General features: G+C 70.6%; 16 protein-coding genes. 3 read left to right on the top strand and 13 right to left on the bottom strand.

Features of this window, described 5'->3' with window-relative positions; genetic code table 11:
* Window positions 1-35: 35 nt before the first annotated feature.
* From ACQEVB_RS39815 to ACQEVB_RS39805, 3 genes are read right to left on the bottom strand one after another with little or no spacing between them, the layout of a single operon-like run.
* Window positions 36-551: a MaoC/PaaZ C-terminal domain-containing protein gene (locus ACQEVB_RS39815; protein ID WP_432984806.1), complete on the bottom strand. Its 516-nt coding sequence runs from the start codon at window positions 549-551 to the stop codon at window positions 36-38.
* 5 nt (window positions 552-556) lie between these two features.
* Window positions 557-979, bottom strand: coding sequence for an FAS1-like dehydratase domain-containing protein (locus tag ACQEVB_RS39810; protein ID WP_432984803.1), 423 nt, complete (start codon window positions 977-979; stop codon window positions 557-559).
* Between the two features lie 56 nt (window positions 980-1,035).
* On the bottom strand, window positions 1,036-2,385 hold the full coding sequence (locus ACQEVB_RS39805; protein ID WP_432984800.1) for an MFS transporter: 1,350 nt from the start codon (window positions 2,383-2,385) through the stop codon (window positions 1,036-1,038).
* A 317-nt stretch (window positions 2,386-2,702) separates the two neighbouring features.
* Between ACQEVB_RS39805 and ACQEVB_RS39800 the strand changes: the two genes are divergently transcribed.
* Both ACQEVB_RS39800 and ACQEVB_RS39795 read left to right on the top strand, forming a co-directional pair.
* A complete protein-coding gene (locus ACQEVB_RS39800) occupies window positions 2,703-3,245 on the top strand; it encodes a carboxymuconolactone decarboxylase family protein (RefSeq protein ID WP_432984797.1) in 543 nt (180 codons plus the stop codon).
* Between the two features lie 104 nt (window positions 3,246-3,349).
* A complete protein-coding gene (locus ACQEVB_RS39795) occupies window positions 3,350-4,273 on the top strand; it encodes a LysR family transcriptional regulator (RefSeq protein ID WP_432984794.1) in 924 nt (307 codons plus the stop codon).
* Window positions 4,274-4,301: 28 nt separating this feature from the next.
* Here ACQEVB_RS39795 and ACQEVB_RS39790 read toward each other — a convergent pair whose 3' ends face one another.
* From ACQEVB_RS39790 to ACQEVB_RS39765, 6 genes are all read right to left on the bottom strand, one after another.
* A complete protein-coding gene (locus ACQEVB_RS39790; RefSeq protein WP_432984791.1) occupies window positions 4,302-5,114 on the bottom strand; it encodes an SDR family NAD(P)-dependent oxidoreductase in 813 nt (270 codons plus the stop codon).
* 19 nt (window positions 5,115-5,133) lie between these two features.
* Complete coding sequence (locus ACQEVB_RS39785) at window positions 5,134-5,907, bottom strand: hypothetical protein (protein WP_432984788.1); 774 nt, start codon at window positions 5,905-5,907, stop codon at window positions 5,134-5,136.
* Between the two features lie 3 nt (window positions 5,908-5,910).
* Window positions 5,911-6,333 carry a hypothetical protein gene (locus ACQEVB_RS39780; RefSeq protein ID WP_432984785.1) on the bottom strand — a complete coding sequence of 141 codons (423 nt, stop codon included), beginning with the start codon at window positions 6,331-6,333 and terminating at the stop codon, window positions 5,911-5,913.
* 2 nt (window positions 6,334-6,335) lie between these two features.
* Entirely contained in the window at window positions 6,336-7,229 is an 894-nt protein-coding gene (locus ACQEVB_RS39775; protein ID WP_432984782.1) for an enoyl-CoA hydratase-related protein, read from the bottom strand.
* A 222-nt stretch (window positions 7,230-7,451) separates the two neighbouring features.
* Window positions 7,452-8,894, bottom strand: a complete 1,443-nt coding sequence (locus ACQEVB_RS39770; RefSeq protein WP_432984779.1) for an MFS transporter — start codon at window positions 8,892-8,894, stop codon at window positions 7,452-7,454.
* A 71-nt stretch (window positions 8,895-8,965) separates the two neighbouring features.
* Window positions 8,966-9,385 (bottom strand): nuclear transport factor 2 family protein, encoded by a 420-nt coding sequence (locus ACQEVB_RS39765; RefSeq protein WP_432984776.1) that lies wholly within the window; start codon window positions 9,383-9,385, stop codon window positions 8,966-8,968.
* Window positions 9,386-9,563: 178 nt separating this feature from the next.
* Here ACQEVB_RS39765 and ACQEVB_RS39760 point away from each other — a divergent pair, with 178 nt between their 5' ends.
* Entirely contained in the window at window positions 9,564-10,142 is a 579-nt protein-coding gene (locus ACQEVB_RS39760) for a TetR/AcrR family transcriptional regulator (protein ID WP_432984773.1), read from the top strand.
* Window positions 10,143-10,151: 9 nt separating this feature from the next.
* Here ACQEVB_RS39760 and ACQEVB_RS39755 read toward each other — a convergent pair whose 3' ends face one another.
* From ACQEVB_RS39755 to ACQEVB_RS39740, 4 genes are all read right to left on the bottom strand, one after another.
* Window positions 10,152-10,871 carry an MBL fold metallo-hydrolase gene (locus ACQEVB_RS39755; RefSeq protein WP_432984770.1) on the bottom strand — a complete coding sequence of 240 codons (720 nt, stop codon included), beginning with the start codon at window positions 10,869-10,871 and terminating at the stop codon, window positions 10,152-10,154.
* 45 nt (window positions 10,872-10,916) lie between these two features.
* On the bottom strand, window positions 10,917-11,711 hold the full coding sequence (locus ACQEVB_RS39750; protein WP_432984767.1) for an SDR family NAD(P)-dependent oxidoreductase: 795 nt from the start codon (window positions 11,709-11,711) through the stop codon (window positions 10,917-10,919).
* A gap of 198 nt (window positions 11,712-11,909) precedes the next feature.
* The gene (locus tag ACQEVB_RS39745; RefSeq protein ID WP_432984764.1) at window positions 11,910-12,845 is read right to left on the bottom strand and encodes an NADP-dependent oxidoreductase; all 936 of its coding nucleotides are present in this window, start codon (window positions 12,843-12,845) and stop codon (window positions 11,910-11,912) included.
* A gap of 42 nt (window positions 12,846-12,887) precedes the next feature.
* Entirely contained in the window at window positions 12,888-13,799 is a 912-nt protein-coding gene (locus ACQEVB_RS39740) for an MBL fold metallo-hydrolase (RefSeq protein ID WP_432984761.1), read from the bottom strand.
* Between the last annotated feature and the right edge of the window lie 11 nt (window positions 13,800-13,810).

Raw genomic sequence — 13,810 nt, 5'->3', positions numbered from 1 at the left:
ACCGCCCTGACCTGCGGGAACATGCCTTAAGCAGGTCAGGGCGGGAGAGTTGGAGACCGTTGACGCCCGCCGCGATCCGTTCTGCGCACGGGCCTGCTCGCTGATGCTCCCCGCACCTGCCCCCCACCTGACAGCGGATACCCCGGACGGCCGAGCGCCACCACGGCCTCGCCGGTCAGTGTCCGGCGGCCGTCATGCGTTGTGACGGCGAGCTGGATCTTGGCGTAGTCAGCGCCGCCCTCCTCGAAAAGCTCCGACACCGTCCCGGTGCAGGTGATCACGTCGTGGACGTGGGTGATCGCGAGGAACCGAACTCCGAGGGAGCGCAACCGCTGCGGGCCGCACCACTGCGTGACCAGCCGGGAAAGCACGCCGAACGAGAGCATCCCGTGCGCGAACACGTCGGGGTGGCCGGCGTCGCGGGCGAAGTCGATGTCGATGTGGACCGGGTCGTGATCGCCCGAGGCGCCCGCGTACAGCGCGAGGACGGTACGGGAGATCGGACCGAAGACCACGTCCGGCAGCGTGCTGCCGATCTCGAGCTGCGGCATCGTCGTCATCTCAGCCGGTGCACCAGCGTGCGGGTGGAGCGGACGATCGGTCCGCGGTCGCGGTGTCGCACGGTCGACTCGAGCACGACGAACTCCAGCAGGCCACCGCGCTTGTCGTAGAAGTCCACGACCTGCGTCTGGGCCTCCACGTCCTCCCCGGCGTACATCAGCCCGGCGTAGGCGAAGCGCTGCTCGCCGTGCAGCAGGTAGCGGAAGTCGGCACCGATGGTCTCCAGGATGTCGGGTGTGCCCTGCCGACGTCGTTCCGCGATCGCCAGCGACTCGACGACCGCGGGGAACGAGGGCGGCGCCGCGACGTCCGGGTGTCCTGCGGCGCGCGCTGCTTGCACGTCGGTGAACAGCGGGTCCGTCTCGCCCAGCAGCCGCGCGAACGACAGGATCCGACCACGCTCCAGTCGCACGACCACGGGCTCGTCGGTGATGCCTCTCGTCTCACGGCGGAAGAGCCTGGGAGGTCGCTCCGTCACTGGGCCGCGATCGACGGATTCGGTGCCGAGCGGGTCGCGCCGCTCCCGAACAGGTGGTACGGGGAGCCGTCGTACGCCGTTGACGTTGGGCTCATGTCGACGCCGGACCGGTCCCGCAGCAGCAACGTGCAGCACAGGCTCACCGCGGCGATGCCGACGATGTACCCGCCGACGGAGTAGAGCGACCCGGTGGCGTCGTAGAGCGCGGTGGCGATCATCGGGGCGAACGCGCCGCCGAGGATGGAGCCGAGCGCGTAGGTCAGCGCGATGCCCGAGTACCGGATGGTCGCCGGGAACAGCTCCGCCAGGTAAGCCGCGAGCGGCCCTGACGTGAACATCACCGCCGCCATGTAGAGCGTGACCGCCCCGCCCAGCACGACGATGTTCCCGCTGTCCATGGCCAGCAGCAGCGGGAACGTCGCGGCCATGAGCGCGATCCACCCGATCACGAACGTGGTGCGGCGGCCGATCCGGTCCGAGAGGATCGCCGTGCAGTGCAGCACGACGAGCCACACGAGGCCGGACAAGGTGACCATGAGCAGCACCGAGGTCTTGGTGAGCTGCCCGGGATGCCCCGGAGAGGTCACGTAGCTCTGCAGGAATCCGCCGGCGACGATGTACGAGCCGGCACTGTTGCCCGCGAAGGCCAGTGCTGCCACCACCACGAGCATCGGGCGGGTGCGGAACAGCTCCCCCACCGGCGCCCTGCGGACCTCACCCTGCTCGGCCATCGCGACGAAGGTTGGCGACTCCTCGACCCGGCGGCGGATGAAGTACCCGACGAACACCAGCGCGGCGCTGAACAGGAACGGGATCCGCCAGCCCCACGAGAGGAACGCCTCGTCCGTGGTGATGCCCGTCATCAGGGCGAACGCTCCGGTGGCGAGGATGAGCCCGATCGGTGCTCCCTGCTGCGGAGCCGAACCGAAGCGGGCGCGCCGGTCGGCGGGCGCCTGCTCGACCGCCATGAGTGCGGCGCCACCCCACTCCGCGCCTGCGGACAACCCTTGCAGGACTCGCAGGACGAGGAGCAGGACCGGCGCTGCGACGCCGATCGTCTGGGGCGACGGGAGCAGCCCGATGAGCGTCGTCGCGCCACCCATCAGGAACAGGCTCGCCACGAGCACCTGGCGTCGGCCGATCCGGTCGCCGAAGTGTCCCGCGATCACGGCACCCAACGGGCGGAACAGGAAGCTGATCCCGATCGTGGCGAGTGAGACCAGGAGGCCCGCCCGATCGCCCAGCGCCCGGAAGAACACCGGCCCGAAGACCAGCGCCGCCGCCTGGGCGTAGATGAAGAAGTCGAACCACTCGATCGTCGTTCCGACGCCGGTTCCCAGCACCACTCTGCGATTTCGCCGCCTATTTTCGGCTACCTCGTCATTGCCGCTCATGAAGGAACTCCCTCGGTCCTCGACGACCTGCTGAGCAATCACCCGAAATCCCGGTACGCCATGATCGGCGCGGCGATTCATCGTCCGGGAAGTCAACCACGGGGGGTTCGGCCGGGCAAATGCCGATGCCGACATGGCTGCGATAAGCAGCAGGTATTGGTCGCCATGCGCAGGTTCATCTAAAGTCCGGGAGCGCGTGTTTCGACCTTTCCCAGCGTGCTCGGACGCGCACCCCGGGTGCGCCCCTCGATCATCCGAAGGACAGGGACGTGACCATTCGGCCCACCACCGACGGCCGGCTGCCGCTGGTCGACATCGACTCCGTGGAGGGGCCGGTGGGCGTCGCCCTGCGCGCCTCCGCGCGGCTGAACATCATCGCGATGATGGCGCACGCCCCGACCTGCGTGCTGCCGCAGCTGGCGATCGGACGGGCCGTCATGACCGAGCAGTCGCTACCCGCACTGCAGCGCGAACTGCTGATCCTGCTCGCCGCCCGGATGGACGGCGGCCGGTACGTGTGGGCGCAGCACCGCTCGATCGCCGAGGGACTCGGTGCCACGTCCGCCGCCCTGGCCGCACTCGACGCCCTGGACACGGCGGCGACCGTCTTCGACGACGCGGAGCGCGCCATCCTCGCGTTCGGCGTGCAGGTGGTCCGCGGAGGCGACGTCGACGACGCGGTCTTCGAGCGCGCCCGCCAGCACTTCACCGCGCAGCAGATCGTCGAAGCGATCCTCGCGATCGGCTACTACATGACCATGAACCGGCTCACGAACGCGACGCGCACCCCACTGGAGCCGGTCCGCACTTGACGACCCCGTGCGCGCTCCGCCGTAGTATCGCGAAGTTTCGCTCCTCGTCCGCTGCCGCACGATGACGTCGCGGGCCAGGCGTGGGACTCCTCGAAGGAGAGCGGTTGAACATTCCCAGTCTGCGGTACTTCCTCGCGATCGCCGAGCGCGGCAGCATCACCCAGGCGGCCGCGGAGCTGCACATCACCCAGCCGGCGCTCAGTCGCCACGTGGCGCACCTCGAGCACGAGCTCGGGGTGACGCTGCTGATGCGGCACGGCCGCGGCGTGCGCTTGACCGAGCCGGGCCGGCTGCTGGAGGTCCGGGCCAAGGCGATCCTGGCCGACCTCGACACGTTGTCCGACGAACTGCAGGCACGCCAGACCGAACCACAGGGCGAGCTCTCCGTCGGGCTCCCCTACTCCTGGTCGGAGACCATCACCGCGCCCGCGGTCAAGGAGTTCAGCGATTCCTACCCCAGCATCCAGTTGACGGTGATCGCCGACTCCAGCGAGACCCTCGAGAGCATGCTGAAGTCGCAGTACATCGACCTCGCCGTGCTCTCGACGATCGAGGACGATGCGGAGGTCGAGTCCCGTCCCGTCGTCCACGACCGCCTCTACCTCTTCGGGCCGAAGGGGTCGGGCCTGGCCGAGCTCGGTGTCATCACCTACGCCGAACTGGCGGAGCGGCCGGCGATCCGCCAGCACAACGCCACCGTCGCTGCACGACGGACGGACCAGCGCATCGCCCGTTCCGGGCGCTCGCAGAACGTGCTGATCAAGACCAGCTCGTCGTTGATGCTCGAGCTGGCCGACCTCGGGCTCGGCTACGTGGCCATGGCCGGCTGTGCCGTGGGGTCGCGTCGCTACGACATGGAGACCGTGCCGATCGCAGATCACTCGATCACGTGGACGATGAGCAGGCTCCGCTCGCGCCCGGTCACCGCGGCGATGAGCGCGTTCGAATCCGTCCTGGCCAAGGCGGTGCGGCGGCGGGCCGCGACGGGTGAATGGCCAGGTGTCACGCTGGTCGAAGGCGGGTTCTAGGCGCGTCCCACGATCGCCTGGCGCGGGGCTACTCCTTACCGACCACGCGGCGCGACATCGCCAACTCCAGATGCGCGCCGGCGTCCATGATGAGGCTCTCGCCGGTGATGACCGCGGCCTCCGGCGAGCAGAGGAAGGCGATACCGCCGGCGATGTCCTCCGGCACGGCGGCCAGCTGCAGCGGGGTCGTGTCCTCGACCTGCTGGACAGCCGCCTCGTAGTCTTGCGCCGACAGCCGATCGGTGTACCAGCGGGTGCTCACGAACCCGGGGCAGACCACGTTGACCCTGATCACCGGCCCGAGCGCTCGGGCCAGGGACCGGGTGAGGTTGATGAGCCCTGCCTTCGACGCCCCGTACGCGACCGAGGAGCCGCCGCCGAAGAGACCGGCGATCGACGCGACGTTCACCACGGCACCGCGACCGGCGACCCGCATGCCGGGCGCCACCGCCCGGATCATCTGGTACGCGCCGATCACGTTGGTGCGGTAGATGTCGGCGAAGTCCTGGGCCGACAGGTCGTCGAGCCGGGTGTGCGGCACGAACCTCGTGGCCGCCGCGTTGTTGACCAGGACGTCGACCTCCCTGTCGAACTGCTCCGCCGCCTCCGCGACCAGCCGGCGACAGTCGTCGTCCGTGCCGACGTCCGCCGCGATCGCGACCGCGCGCACGCCGTGCGCACGGCACTCCCGCGCCGTGTCCTCGGCGTCGTCACGGCTCACGCGGTAGTTCACCGCGACGTCGGCCCCACGCGCCGCGAACGCGAGCGACGTGGCACGCCCGATGCCCGTGCCGCCGCCGGTGACGATGACAGCACTGACACCCCTACCGCTCAGGTCCACGACCGTCCCTCTCGTGCCATCAGTAGTCGAAAGTGGTCGCGACCTCGCCGAGGCCCTCGAACCGAGCGCTGATCGCGGCGTTCGGGCCGGCGGCCAGCAGCGGCGAGGGCGACAGCGTCGCCAGGATCTGGCCGGCCCGGATCCCCGCCCGCTCGCGCGCGGTGTTCGCGCCGACGAACACGAGGATGAAGGGATCGACGACCGGGTGCCCGCCGCGGATGTCGCCGACCGTCTCGCCGTCCTCGGTCGAGACGATCCGCAACCGGCGGTAGTCGAGCGACCGCCAGTCCGGGTAGGGCGCACCCACCACGAACCCGCCGCTCAACGTGTTGTCGGCGTACCGCTCGAACGTGCGGCCGGCCAGTTCGTCGAGGTCGTCGACGTCGAATCGCGTGGCGAGGAACTCGATCGCAGGTACCGCGTCGACTGCCGTCACCACTTCGTCGTAGGTGTAGGGCTCGGCCCGCGGGGGCAGGTCGGTCTTGGCGCGGAACACGATCTCCGGCTCCCAGATCCGCAACCGGGACATGTCGGACGTGATCGGCTCGCCGGAGCGGACGACGTTGACGATCGGCGCAACCAGGTTGGGCTGTCCGGCCTTGAACGGGAAGTAGAGCTTCCAGCCCTGAACGGGCCTGCCGAGCCGGGCGACGAGGCCGTCGAGGATCATCTGCACGTCGAAGAAGGACTCGGGGCTGCAGTCCTCGGGGAATCCCTTCACCGGCTGCTCGGCCGCGCCGCGGTACAGCGAGATCAGCAGGTCGGCGGCTCGGTCGGCGCTCACGCGGTCCACGGCTCAGTCCTCCTTCGGGTAGTAGGCGTCGAAGACCTCCGACTCCAGCTGCCACACGAACGCCTTGGCCAACTTGCCGTCGGCGATCTCGTAGACGCACAGGCGCGGCACGATGATCTCCGGCTGGCCGGGGCGGGTGTGCCTCTGGTGGATGAGTGCGGCGACCACCGCGTCGCCGGCCAGCAGGATGGTCGGCGTCCCGACGAGCTCGACCTTCCCGCCGTTCAGCTCCTGCAGGCGGAGCAGGTACTCCTTCGCCTCTTCGGTGTTGCGCACCGTGCCCGACAGCGCGGAGTTGCCGGCGATGTACGCCGGCTTGTCCTCGGCGTAGAAGCTCGCCATGCGCTCCACGCTCTCGGGCCCGCCGTCCCCGTGCGCGGCGTAGTAGTCGACCAGCAGCTGGAAGTTCTCGCTGGGCGTCGCCATCGTCAGCTGCTCCGCTCCGCTGCCACAACCGAACGACCGGTCGTGCGGTAGTCGCCGAACTGGCCGTCACGCCGATCGAGCGCGCTGGTGATGCCCCTGCGCATCTCCTCGACGTACGCGACGACCTCGGGCGTGAACCAGGCCTGTGCCTGCACCTCGGTGCCGGCGCGGACCCCGGTGCGGATCCCCATCGCCTCCATCTGGCGGTGCAGCGCGCGCTTGTTCATCTGCTGGAGGTTGGGCGGCACCTTGGCGACGCGCTCGGCGACGTCGAGGACAGCCTGCTCGAGGTCTGCTGCCGGGAAGGAGCGGTTCGCGAACCCCAGGCGGGCCGCCTCGACCCCGGAGATCGAGTCCCCGGTGAGCATCATCTCCATCGCCGGGCGCATGCCCATCAGCCACGGGAAGACCTGGTTGTCGGGTGGGCTCATCAGCCGGATGGGCGGGTAGCCGATCTCGGCGTCGTCGGCGACGTAGACGAGGTCGCACGACGCCGCGAGCTCGGTGCCGCCGGCGAGGCAGTACCCGTGGACCTGGGCGATCAACGGCGTCGCGAGGTCCCACAGGTGGAAGCAGCCCTCCACGACGTGCCGGGCCCAGTAGCCGATCCCGCGCGCCGTGTAGTACGGGGTGGGCCTGGTGGCTCGCACCCCGTCGGCCGCCGCCGCGCCCTGCGTGAGGTCGTAGCCGGAGGAGAAGCACGTCCCGGCGCCGCGCAGGATGATCACGCGGACCTCGTCGTCGGCATCCGCCTGCTCGAGCACGGCGAAGAGCTCCGTCCGCAGCTCGTTGCTCATCGCGTTCCGCTTCTCCGGGCGGTTGAGCGTCACCCGGAGTATTCCGTCGCGCGGGTGGTCGAGTTCGAGGAACTCGCATGGAACATACGTCGTCGTCATGTCGTCCTGTCCGCTCCCGTACTCATTGTTCGCCCAGGACACAACCAGATCGGAGCAGGAACGACAAATACTTCCTGCTTATCTCAGCCATGCCGAAATCGAGCGTTGTCCGCGACACCGGGCGCTGGTTCACTCGGGCGCGAGGCGTTCCTCGGCTCGAAGCACTCCATTCCGAGGATCGCGACGATGGCGGCTGGTGAGGCTCGGACGTCTGGCGCCGGTTCAGCCGGCAGCGTGCCGGTCCTCGAGCCGCCTGGGGACCACGGTGAGCCCGAAGATCACGAAGAACAGCAGTGCCACGGCAGCGCTGCCCGCGAAGAGCCATGCGAACACCGAGGCGGACGGCAGCGCACCCGAGCCGAGGTCGAGGGCGGCGAGGACCACGGCGCTCACGATCGCGGCGGTCACCATCTGCCCGGCCGTCGCCACCCCGAAGGTGATCGACGTGTTGTCCTGCCGCCCGGACGCGGCCACCAGCGACCAGGCGAGGTTGAAGCACATGACGACGCCCACTCCGTAGACGAACACCCACAGGTAGGGCTGCCAGGCCGCGTCGTGCAGCAGGCTCAGCCCGAGGAACGCGCCCGTCGTGGCCAGCCCACCGATCACCATCGGCGCCCGCGGCCCCCACCGCACCAGCAGCGCCTTGCCCACCGCCGCGGCCAGGAACGACCCGGGCAGGATCATGATCAGCGGCAGGGCCGCATCCAGCGGCCCCGCACCGCGGCCGTACCCGGTCTCCACCGGTGCGTGCAGCATGATCGGCAACAGGATGTAGAGGGCGAACGACACGACGATCGTCGCGAACATGGCGACGAAGCCCGCGACCATCTGCCGCACGTCCATGTCGCGGAAGTCCAGGATCGGCGCCGGCGCCCGGCGCTGCTGCCACAGCCACGCCACGAACACGACCACGAACGCCCCCAGCAAGCTCATCACCAGCGCGGACCCCCAGCCTGCCGAGTTCCCCTCGCTGATCGCGAACAGCAGCGCGGACAACCAGATCCCGAGCCCGAGCGCTCCCGGCCAGTCCAGTCGGGCCCGGGCACGCGAGCGCTCCGGGGTCTCGGGCGCCCACAGCGCGAAGGCGAGCATCGCGACGTACGACGCGGCGATGATCCAGAAGATGACCTTCCAGTCCATGCCGGCCGCGACCAGCGCGCCGCCGAGCAGCAGCGAGAGCGGCGTCAGTATCGCGACGGTGGTGCCCAACGACAGCCCCGCCGACCGGATCTGCACGGCACTCGCCCTGGCGCGCAGCAGACCCCACGCCAATGGGGTCGCGACCGCGAGGCCCATCAGGAACCGGCCGACGACCAGCATGCCGAACCCGTTCGCCAGTGCCCCGAGAACGGCGCCGACCAGCCCGAGCACCAGCATGGGCAGCAGCACCTTGCGGTGCCCGATCAGGTCACCGAGCCGTGACGTGATGCCCACGCCCATCGCTCCCGCGAGCATGAACGCGTTGAGCGCCCAACTGGTCTGGGCACTGCTCAACGACAGGTCGGCGGTCATCGTCCCCACCATGGGGGACAGCGACACGCTCTGGATGTCGGAGGCGACGCCGGTGCTGAGCAGCAGTGCCACGAGCAGCGGAACCCGGTCCCGCGTAGGAGTCCGGGCAGTGGTGGGGCTCGTCGATCCAACAGCGTTGTCGGAGATCATGGTGTGTCCTCGGGGTTGTCGGGGCAGCTACCACGTACTGAGGCCGCGGGTCCGTCGGCGCTGACGCGCCGCTACCCGCGCGGGTAGTACTCGTCGAAGGCCTTCGCCTCCAGTTGCCAGCCGAACGACTTGCTGATCTTGCCGTCGGCGATCTCGTAGACGTACAGGCGCGGAACGACCAGCTCGGGACGGCCGATGCGCGCGTGCTTCTCGTGGACCAGCAGCGCCACCACCGCGTCGCCGGCCACCAGGACGGTCGGCGGGGCCGCGAAGGTGATGTTGCCGCCGCTGAGCTCCTGCAGGCGCCGCATGACCTTCAGCGACTCCTCGGGGCTGTTGGTCTCGCCGGACAGCTCCGAGTTCCCCGCGGTGTAGGACGGCTTGTTCTCCGCGTAGAAGGCGGCCATCCGGGCGAGTCCCTCCGGCCCGCCGGACCCGTACGCCGCGTAGTAGTCGGACAGCAGCTGGTGATTCTCTGACGCCGTCGCCATGGCGACCTCCTGCGATCGGGCTCCGGCGACCAATCCACGTTAGCCGGAGCAGAACTCCATATAGCTATAACCTAATGATAGTAGCTTCTCTGGCGAGAGTCGAGCGCCGGATACGCTCGTCGCCAGGCACGCCGAGCCGGAGCGCCGCAGGCGCGACAGAACAAGCACAGGAGGAGTCGTGCCGAGAGTCGGCCTCACGAGGCAGCGCCTGACCGAGGAGGCCGGGCGACTCGCCGACGAGATCGGCTACGACAACGTGACGCTGGCCGCGCTAGCCCGGCGGTTCGGCGTCGCAGGCCCCAGCGTCTTCAAGCACGTCACCGGGCAGGACGACCTGCGCCAGGCCATCGCCGTCGCCGCGCTCGACGACTACCGGACCGACCTGGAGCGGGCGGTGATGGGCCGGTCGACCGGAGCCGCCGTCCGGGCGCTGCTGACCACCTCCCGGACCTGGGCGCGCGACCACCCCGGCCGGTACGCCGCGCTGTCGCGGGTGCCCACACGCGGGTCCGCCGAGCACGTCGCCGCGGCGAACCGGGTGCTCGCGGTGCTGGAGGCCGTGGTCGAGGGCTACGGCATCACCGGTGACGACGCGATCGACGCGATCCGGTTCGTGCGCAGCGCCCTGCACGGGTTCTCCTCCCTCGAATGCGCAGGCGCCTTCGAGCTGGACCGGGACCTCACCCGCAGCTTCGACCGGCTGACCGACGTGTGCGACGCGGTGCTGGCCTCCTGGAACCGCGCCCGGGTGCGGTGAGTACGCCGCTCACCGGGCGGCGGCCTGCCCGATGAGCCGCACCGCCTCGGCCGCGCCGCCGTCCCACGCCGGCCCGTGCCCGGGCAGGACCCAGGTCGCGTCGACGTCGGCGAGCCGCAGCAGCGACGTGGCCGCCTGCTCCGGGTCGATGGTGAACGGGGCGGGTTGCGGGCCTCGGGCGCCGGTCATCACGTGCCGGGTCGTGAAGATGTCGCCGAGGAACAGCGCGTCCACGGCCGGCACGTGCACCGCCACGCTGCCGGGGGTGTGACCCGGCACGTGGATCAGCCGCGGCGTCCCCGGCACGTCGAGCTGCTGGTCGCCGGTGAAGGTCTGCAGACCGGTCGCGGGCGGGATGCGCAGGCCTCCGTGGCGCACCGAGTACCAGATGAACCGGGCCGCCGGGCCGGCCTTCACCGGACCCCAGCCCGAGTACGGCTTGGTGATCTCCAGCCGGGCCCGCGGCACGTCGGCCTCGTGGATGTGGGCGGCGATGCCCAGCTCCCGGTGCATCCGTGCGGCGAACCCGATGTGGTCACCGTCGCCGTGGGTGAGGATCAGCGCCCGGACGTCGCGCAGCGTGCGGCCCAGCCCGTGCAGCTCGGCCTCCAGGTAGCGCCAGTAGCCGGGCAGGCCGGCGTCGATCACGGTGACGCCGTCGTCGGTGACCACCAGGTAGCAGTTGATGATGTCGGAGCCGATGCGGTGCAGACCGTCGGCGATCTTCATGGGGCGCTCTCCCGGTAGGTGTCGATCATGAATGGGGACACTGGCTCAGCCCGCCGTCATGCCGCCGTCGACGACGATCTCCGCGCCGGTGATGTGCCGCGCACCGGCCGACGCGAGGAAGCACACGGTCGCCGCGACCTCGTCGGGCGAGCACGCGACGCCGATCGGCACCGCGGTCTTCGCCACCTCGTCCAGGTCGGCCGGCACTGAACCGCGGGCCGGATCGGCCCGGTGCCCGCCGGCGATCGCCGCGCGCAGCGACGGGGTGTCCACGAATCCCGGGTGCACCGAGTTGACCCGCACGCCGTTGCGCAGCTGCGCGCACTCGAGGGCGACCGCCTTGGTCATCATGCGGATGGCGCCCTTCGACCCGCAGTACGCCGTCCACCTCGCCATGCCTTTCAGCCCGGCGATGGACGAGATGTTGACCACGGCGCCGCCGCCGTTGTCGGCGATCCGTGGAATGGCGTGCTTCATGCCGAGGAAGGTGCCCTCCACGTTCACTGACATGATGCGCCGGAAGTCGGCGAGCGGCATCGAGAACGTGTCGGTGACTCGGGCCGTGCCCGCGCAGTTGACCAGCACCGTCAGCGCGTCGGTGGCCGCGTCGCAGCGGGAGAGCGCGGCCTCCCACGCCGCCTCCTCGCTCACGTCGAGCCGGACCGCCTCCGCCCGGCCACCGGCCTGTTCGATCCCCGCGGCCGTCTCGGCTGCCCCGGCCGCGTCGGCGTCGGTCACCCACACGAACGCGCCCTGGGCGGCCAGCGCCTGCCCGATGGCCCGTCCGATGCCGGCCCCGGCGCCCGTCACGATCGCCGCCCGCCCTGCCAGCTCCGCCATGGGTGTCCTCCTCATTCCTGCGTGCCGGCCGATACAACCATTCGCCCCACCCGCGGACAACGTTCATTTCCGGCATGACGGCGATAAGAAGCAGGCATTTGTCGTCGCGGGGTCGGCCGGTTACGTTCGTCGGAGGATTCCCGTGGAATCAGCGTCACGACACGACGACGACGTATTTCCCTGCGAGGCCGGTGACGGTCAGTCGACGGTCAGGACGATCTTCCCCGTGGTTCGACCTCGCTCCCCGAGCGCGTGTGCGGCGGCGGCATCGGCCAGGGGGAAGGTCGCGGCGATGTGCGGGCGCAGCTCGCCCTGTTCGACCAGCGCGGCGACGGCGCGCATGCCGGCGTGGTCGGCCTCGACCATCAGCCCGGCCATGCGCACGCCCCGCGCGGCGGCCCGGCGCGCGGCGGCCGGTTCGGTGCCGTCGGCCACCAGCGAGACCAGGATGCCGCCCGGGCGCAGGACCTCCAGCGAGCGGGTGCGCACGTCGCCGGCGAGGGTGTCCAGCACCACGTCGATCCCGTCGAGCACCGCGTCGAAGGCGGTGGTGCGGTAGTCGATCAGCTCGTCGGCCCCGAGGCGGCGCAGCAGGTCGTGCTTGGCAGCGCCGGCGGTGCCGATGACGTGCGCGCCACGTGCCTTCGCGAGCTGGACGGCGAGGTGGCCGACCCCGCCGGCCGCGGCGTGCACTAGCACCCGCTGCCCGGGCTGCAGGTCCGCGGTGTCCACGAGGGCCTGGTGCGCGGTGAGCGCGGCGAGCGGCAGCGCGGCGGCGCCGACGTGGTCGAGGTTCGCGGGGACGCGGGTGAACGAGCGGGTGGGGGCCGTCGCGTACTCGGCGTATCCGCCGGGCCGGCGCGGGTAGGGCAGCATGCCGAAGACGTCGTCGCCGGGGGCGAACAGGGTGACCCCGCTGCCCACCTGCGCCACGGTGCCGGAGACGTCCCAGCCCAGTACCGGCACCGGTGTCGGCCGCCCGGTCAGGCCGGCGCGGTGCTTCCAGTCGGTCGGGTTGACCCCGGCCGCCCGGACGCGCACGACAATCTCGCCCGCCGCCGCCTCCGGCCGTTCCAGTTCGATCTCCTGCAGCACTTCGGGACCGCCGAAGACCCGCTGGCCGACCGCTCGCATCGGGACACCTCTCGTACTCCTGATCACCACCGGCAGGGACCGCTACGGGGCGCCGCGCGCCCAGCCCGGGCCGGGCACCGCTCGCCAGGCGTCGCCGACCGGCTCCAGGAACACCCCCGTCGGGCCCGCGAAGTGCGAGCCCAGGAGCAGCGCCTGCCGCTGCGCGACGTCGGCGAGGAGCTCCCGCCGGGTCGTCCCCGCGAGCTCGGCGTCCCAGCTGAAGTGATCGCCGATCGCGGGCGCGGCGAGCTGGACGGGGTGGTGCAGCGCGTCGCCGCTGATGATCGCCTCCCGGCCGCCGGAGGCGATGAGGATCGAACTGTGTCCAGGAGTGTGCCCGGGCGTGGGCAGCAGTCGCACGCTCTCGGTGACCACGTGGTCGGGCCCCACGATCGTGACGAGCCCGGCGTCGACGACCGGGCGGACCGAGTCGGCCAGCACGGCGGGCGCGTCGCCGCGGTCGTCGTGGCGCAGGTACTCGTACTCCGACCCCACGAACAGGTATCGGGCCTGCGGGAACGTCGGCACCCACGTGCCGTCGACCAGCATCGTGTTCCACCCGCAGTGATCGGTGTGCAGGTGCGTGCACAGCACGTGGTCGATGCTGGCGCGGGGGTAGCCGGCGGCGGCCAGGTGCTCCAGGAACGGCCCGTCGAGCATGTTCATCGACGCCGGGGTGCGCGGCTTGGCGTTGCCGATGCACGGATCGACCAGGATCCGCCGGCCGTCGGCCTCGATGACGAACGCCTGGAAGTGCAGGACGATGTTGCCCTCGGCGTCGGCGAACTCCGGCTGCAGCCAGTCGTGTCGGCGGATCGTGGCCCGGTCGGTCGCGAGGAAGCGCTGCGGATCGGCGACGAGCGGCGGCAGTTCCAGCACGCGCGTGACGGTCGCCTCGCCGATCGTCCAACGTCGGATGCCGGCGATCGAATCGGGGTGCGTCGTACCGGGCATCGATACCTCCG

Origin of the sequence: Pseudonocardia sp. CA-107938, assembly GCF_050936315.1 — a bacterium.
Classification (GTDB): Bacteria; Actinomycetota; Actinomycetes; order Mycobacteriales; family Pseudonocardiaceae; genus Pseudonocardia.
The sequence above is the reverse complement of the archived record's forward strand: the minus strand, read 5'-3'. Positions and strand labels throughout refer to the sequence as shown.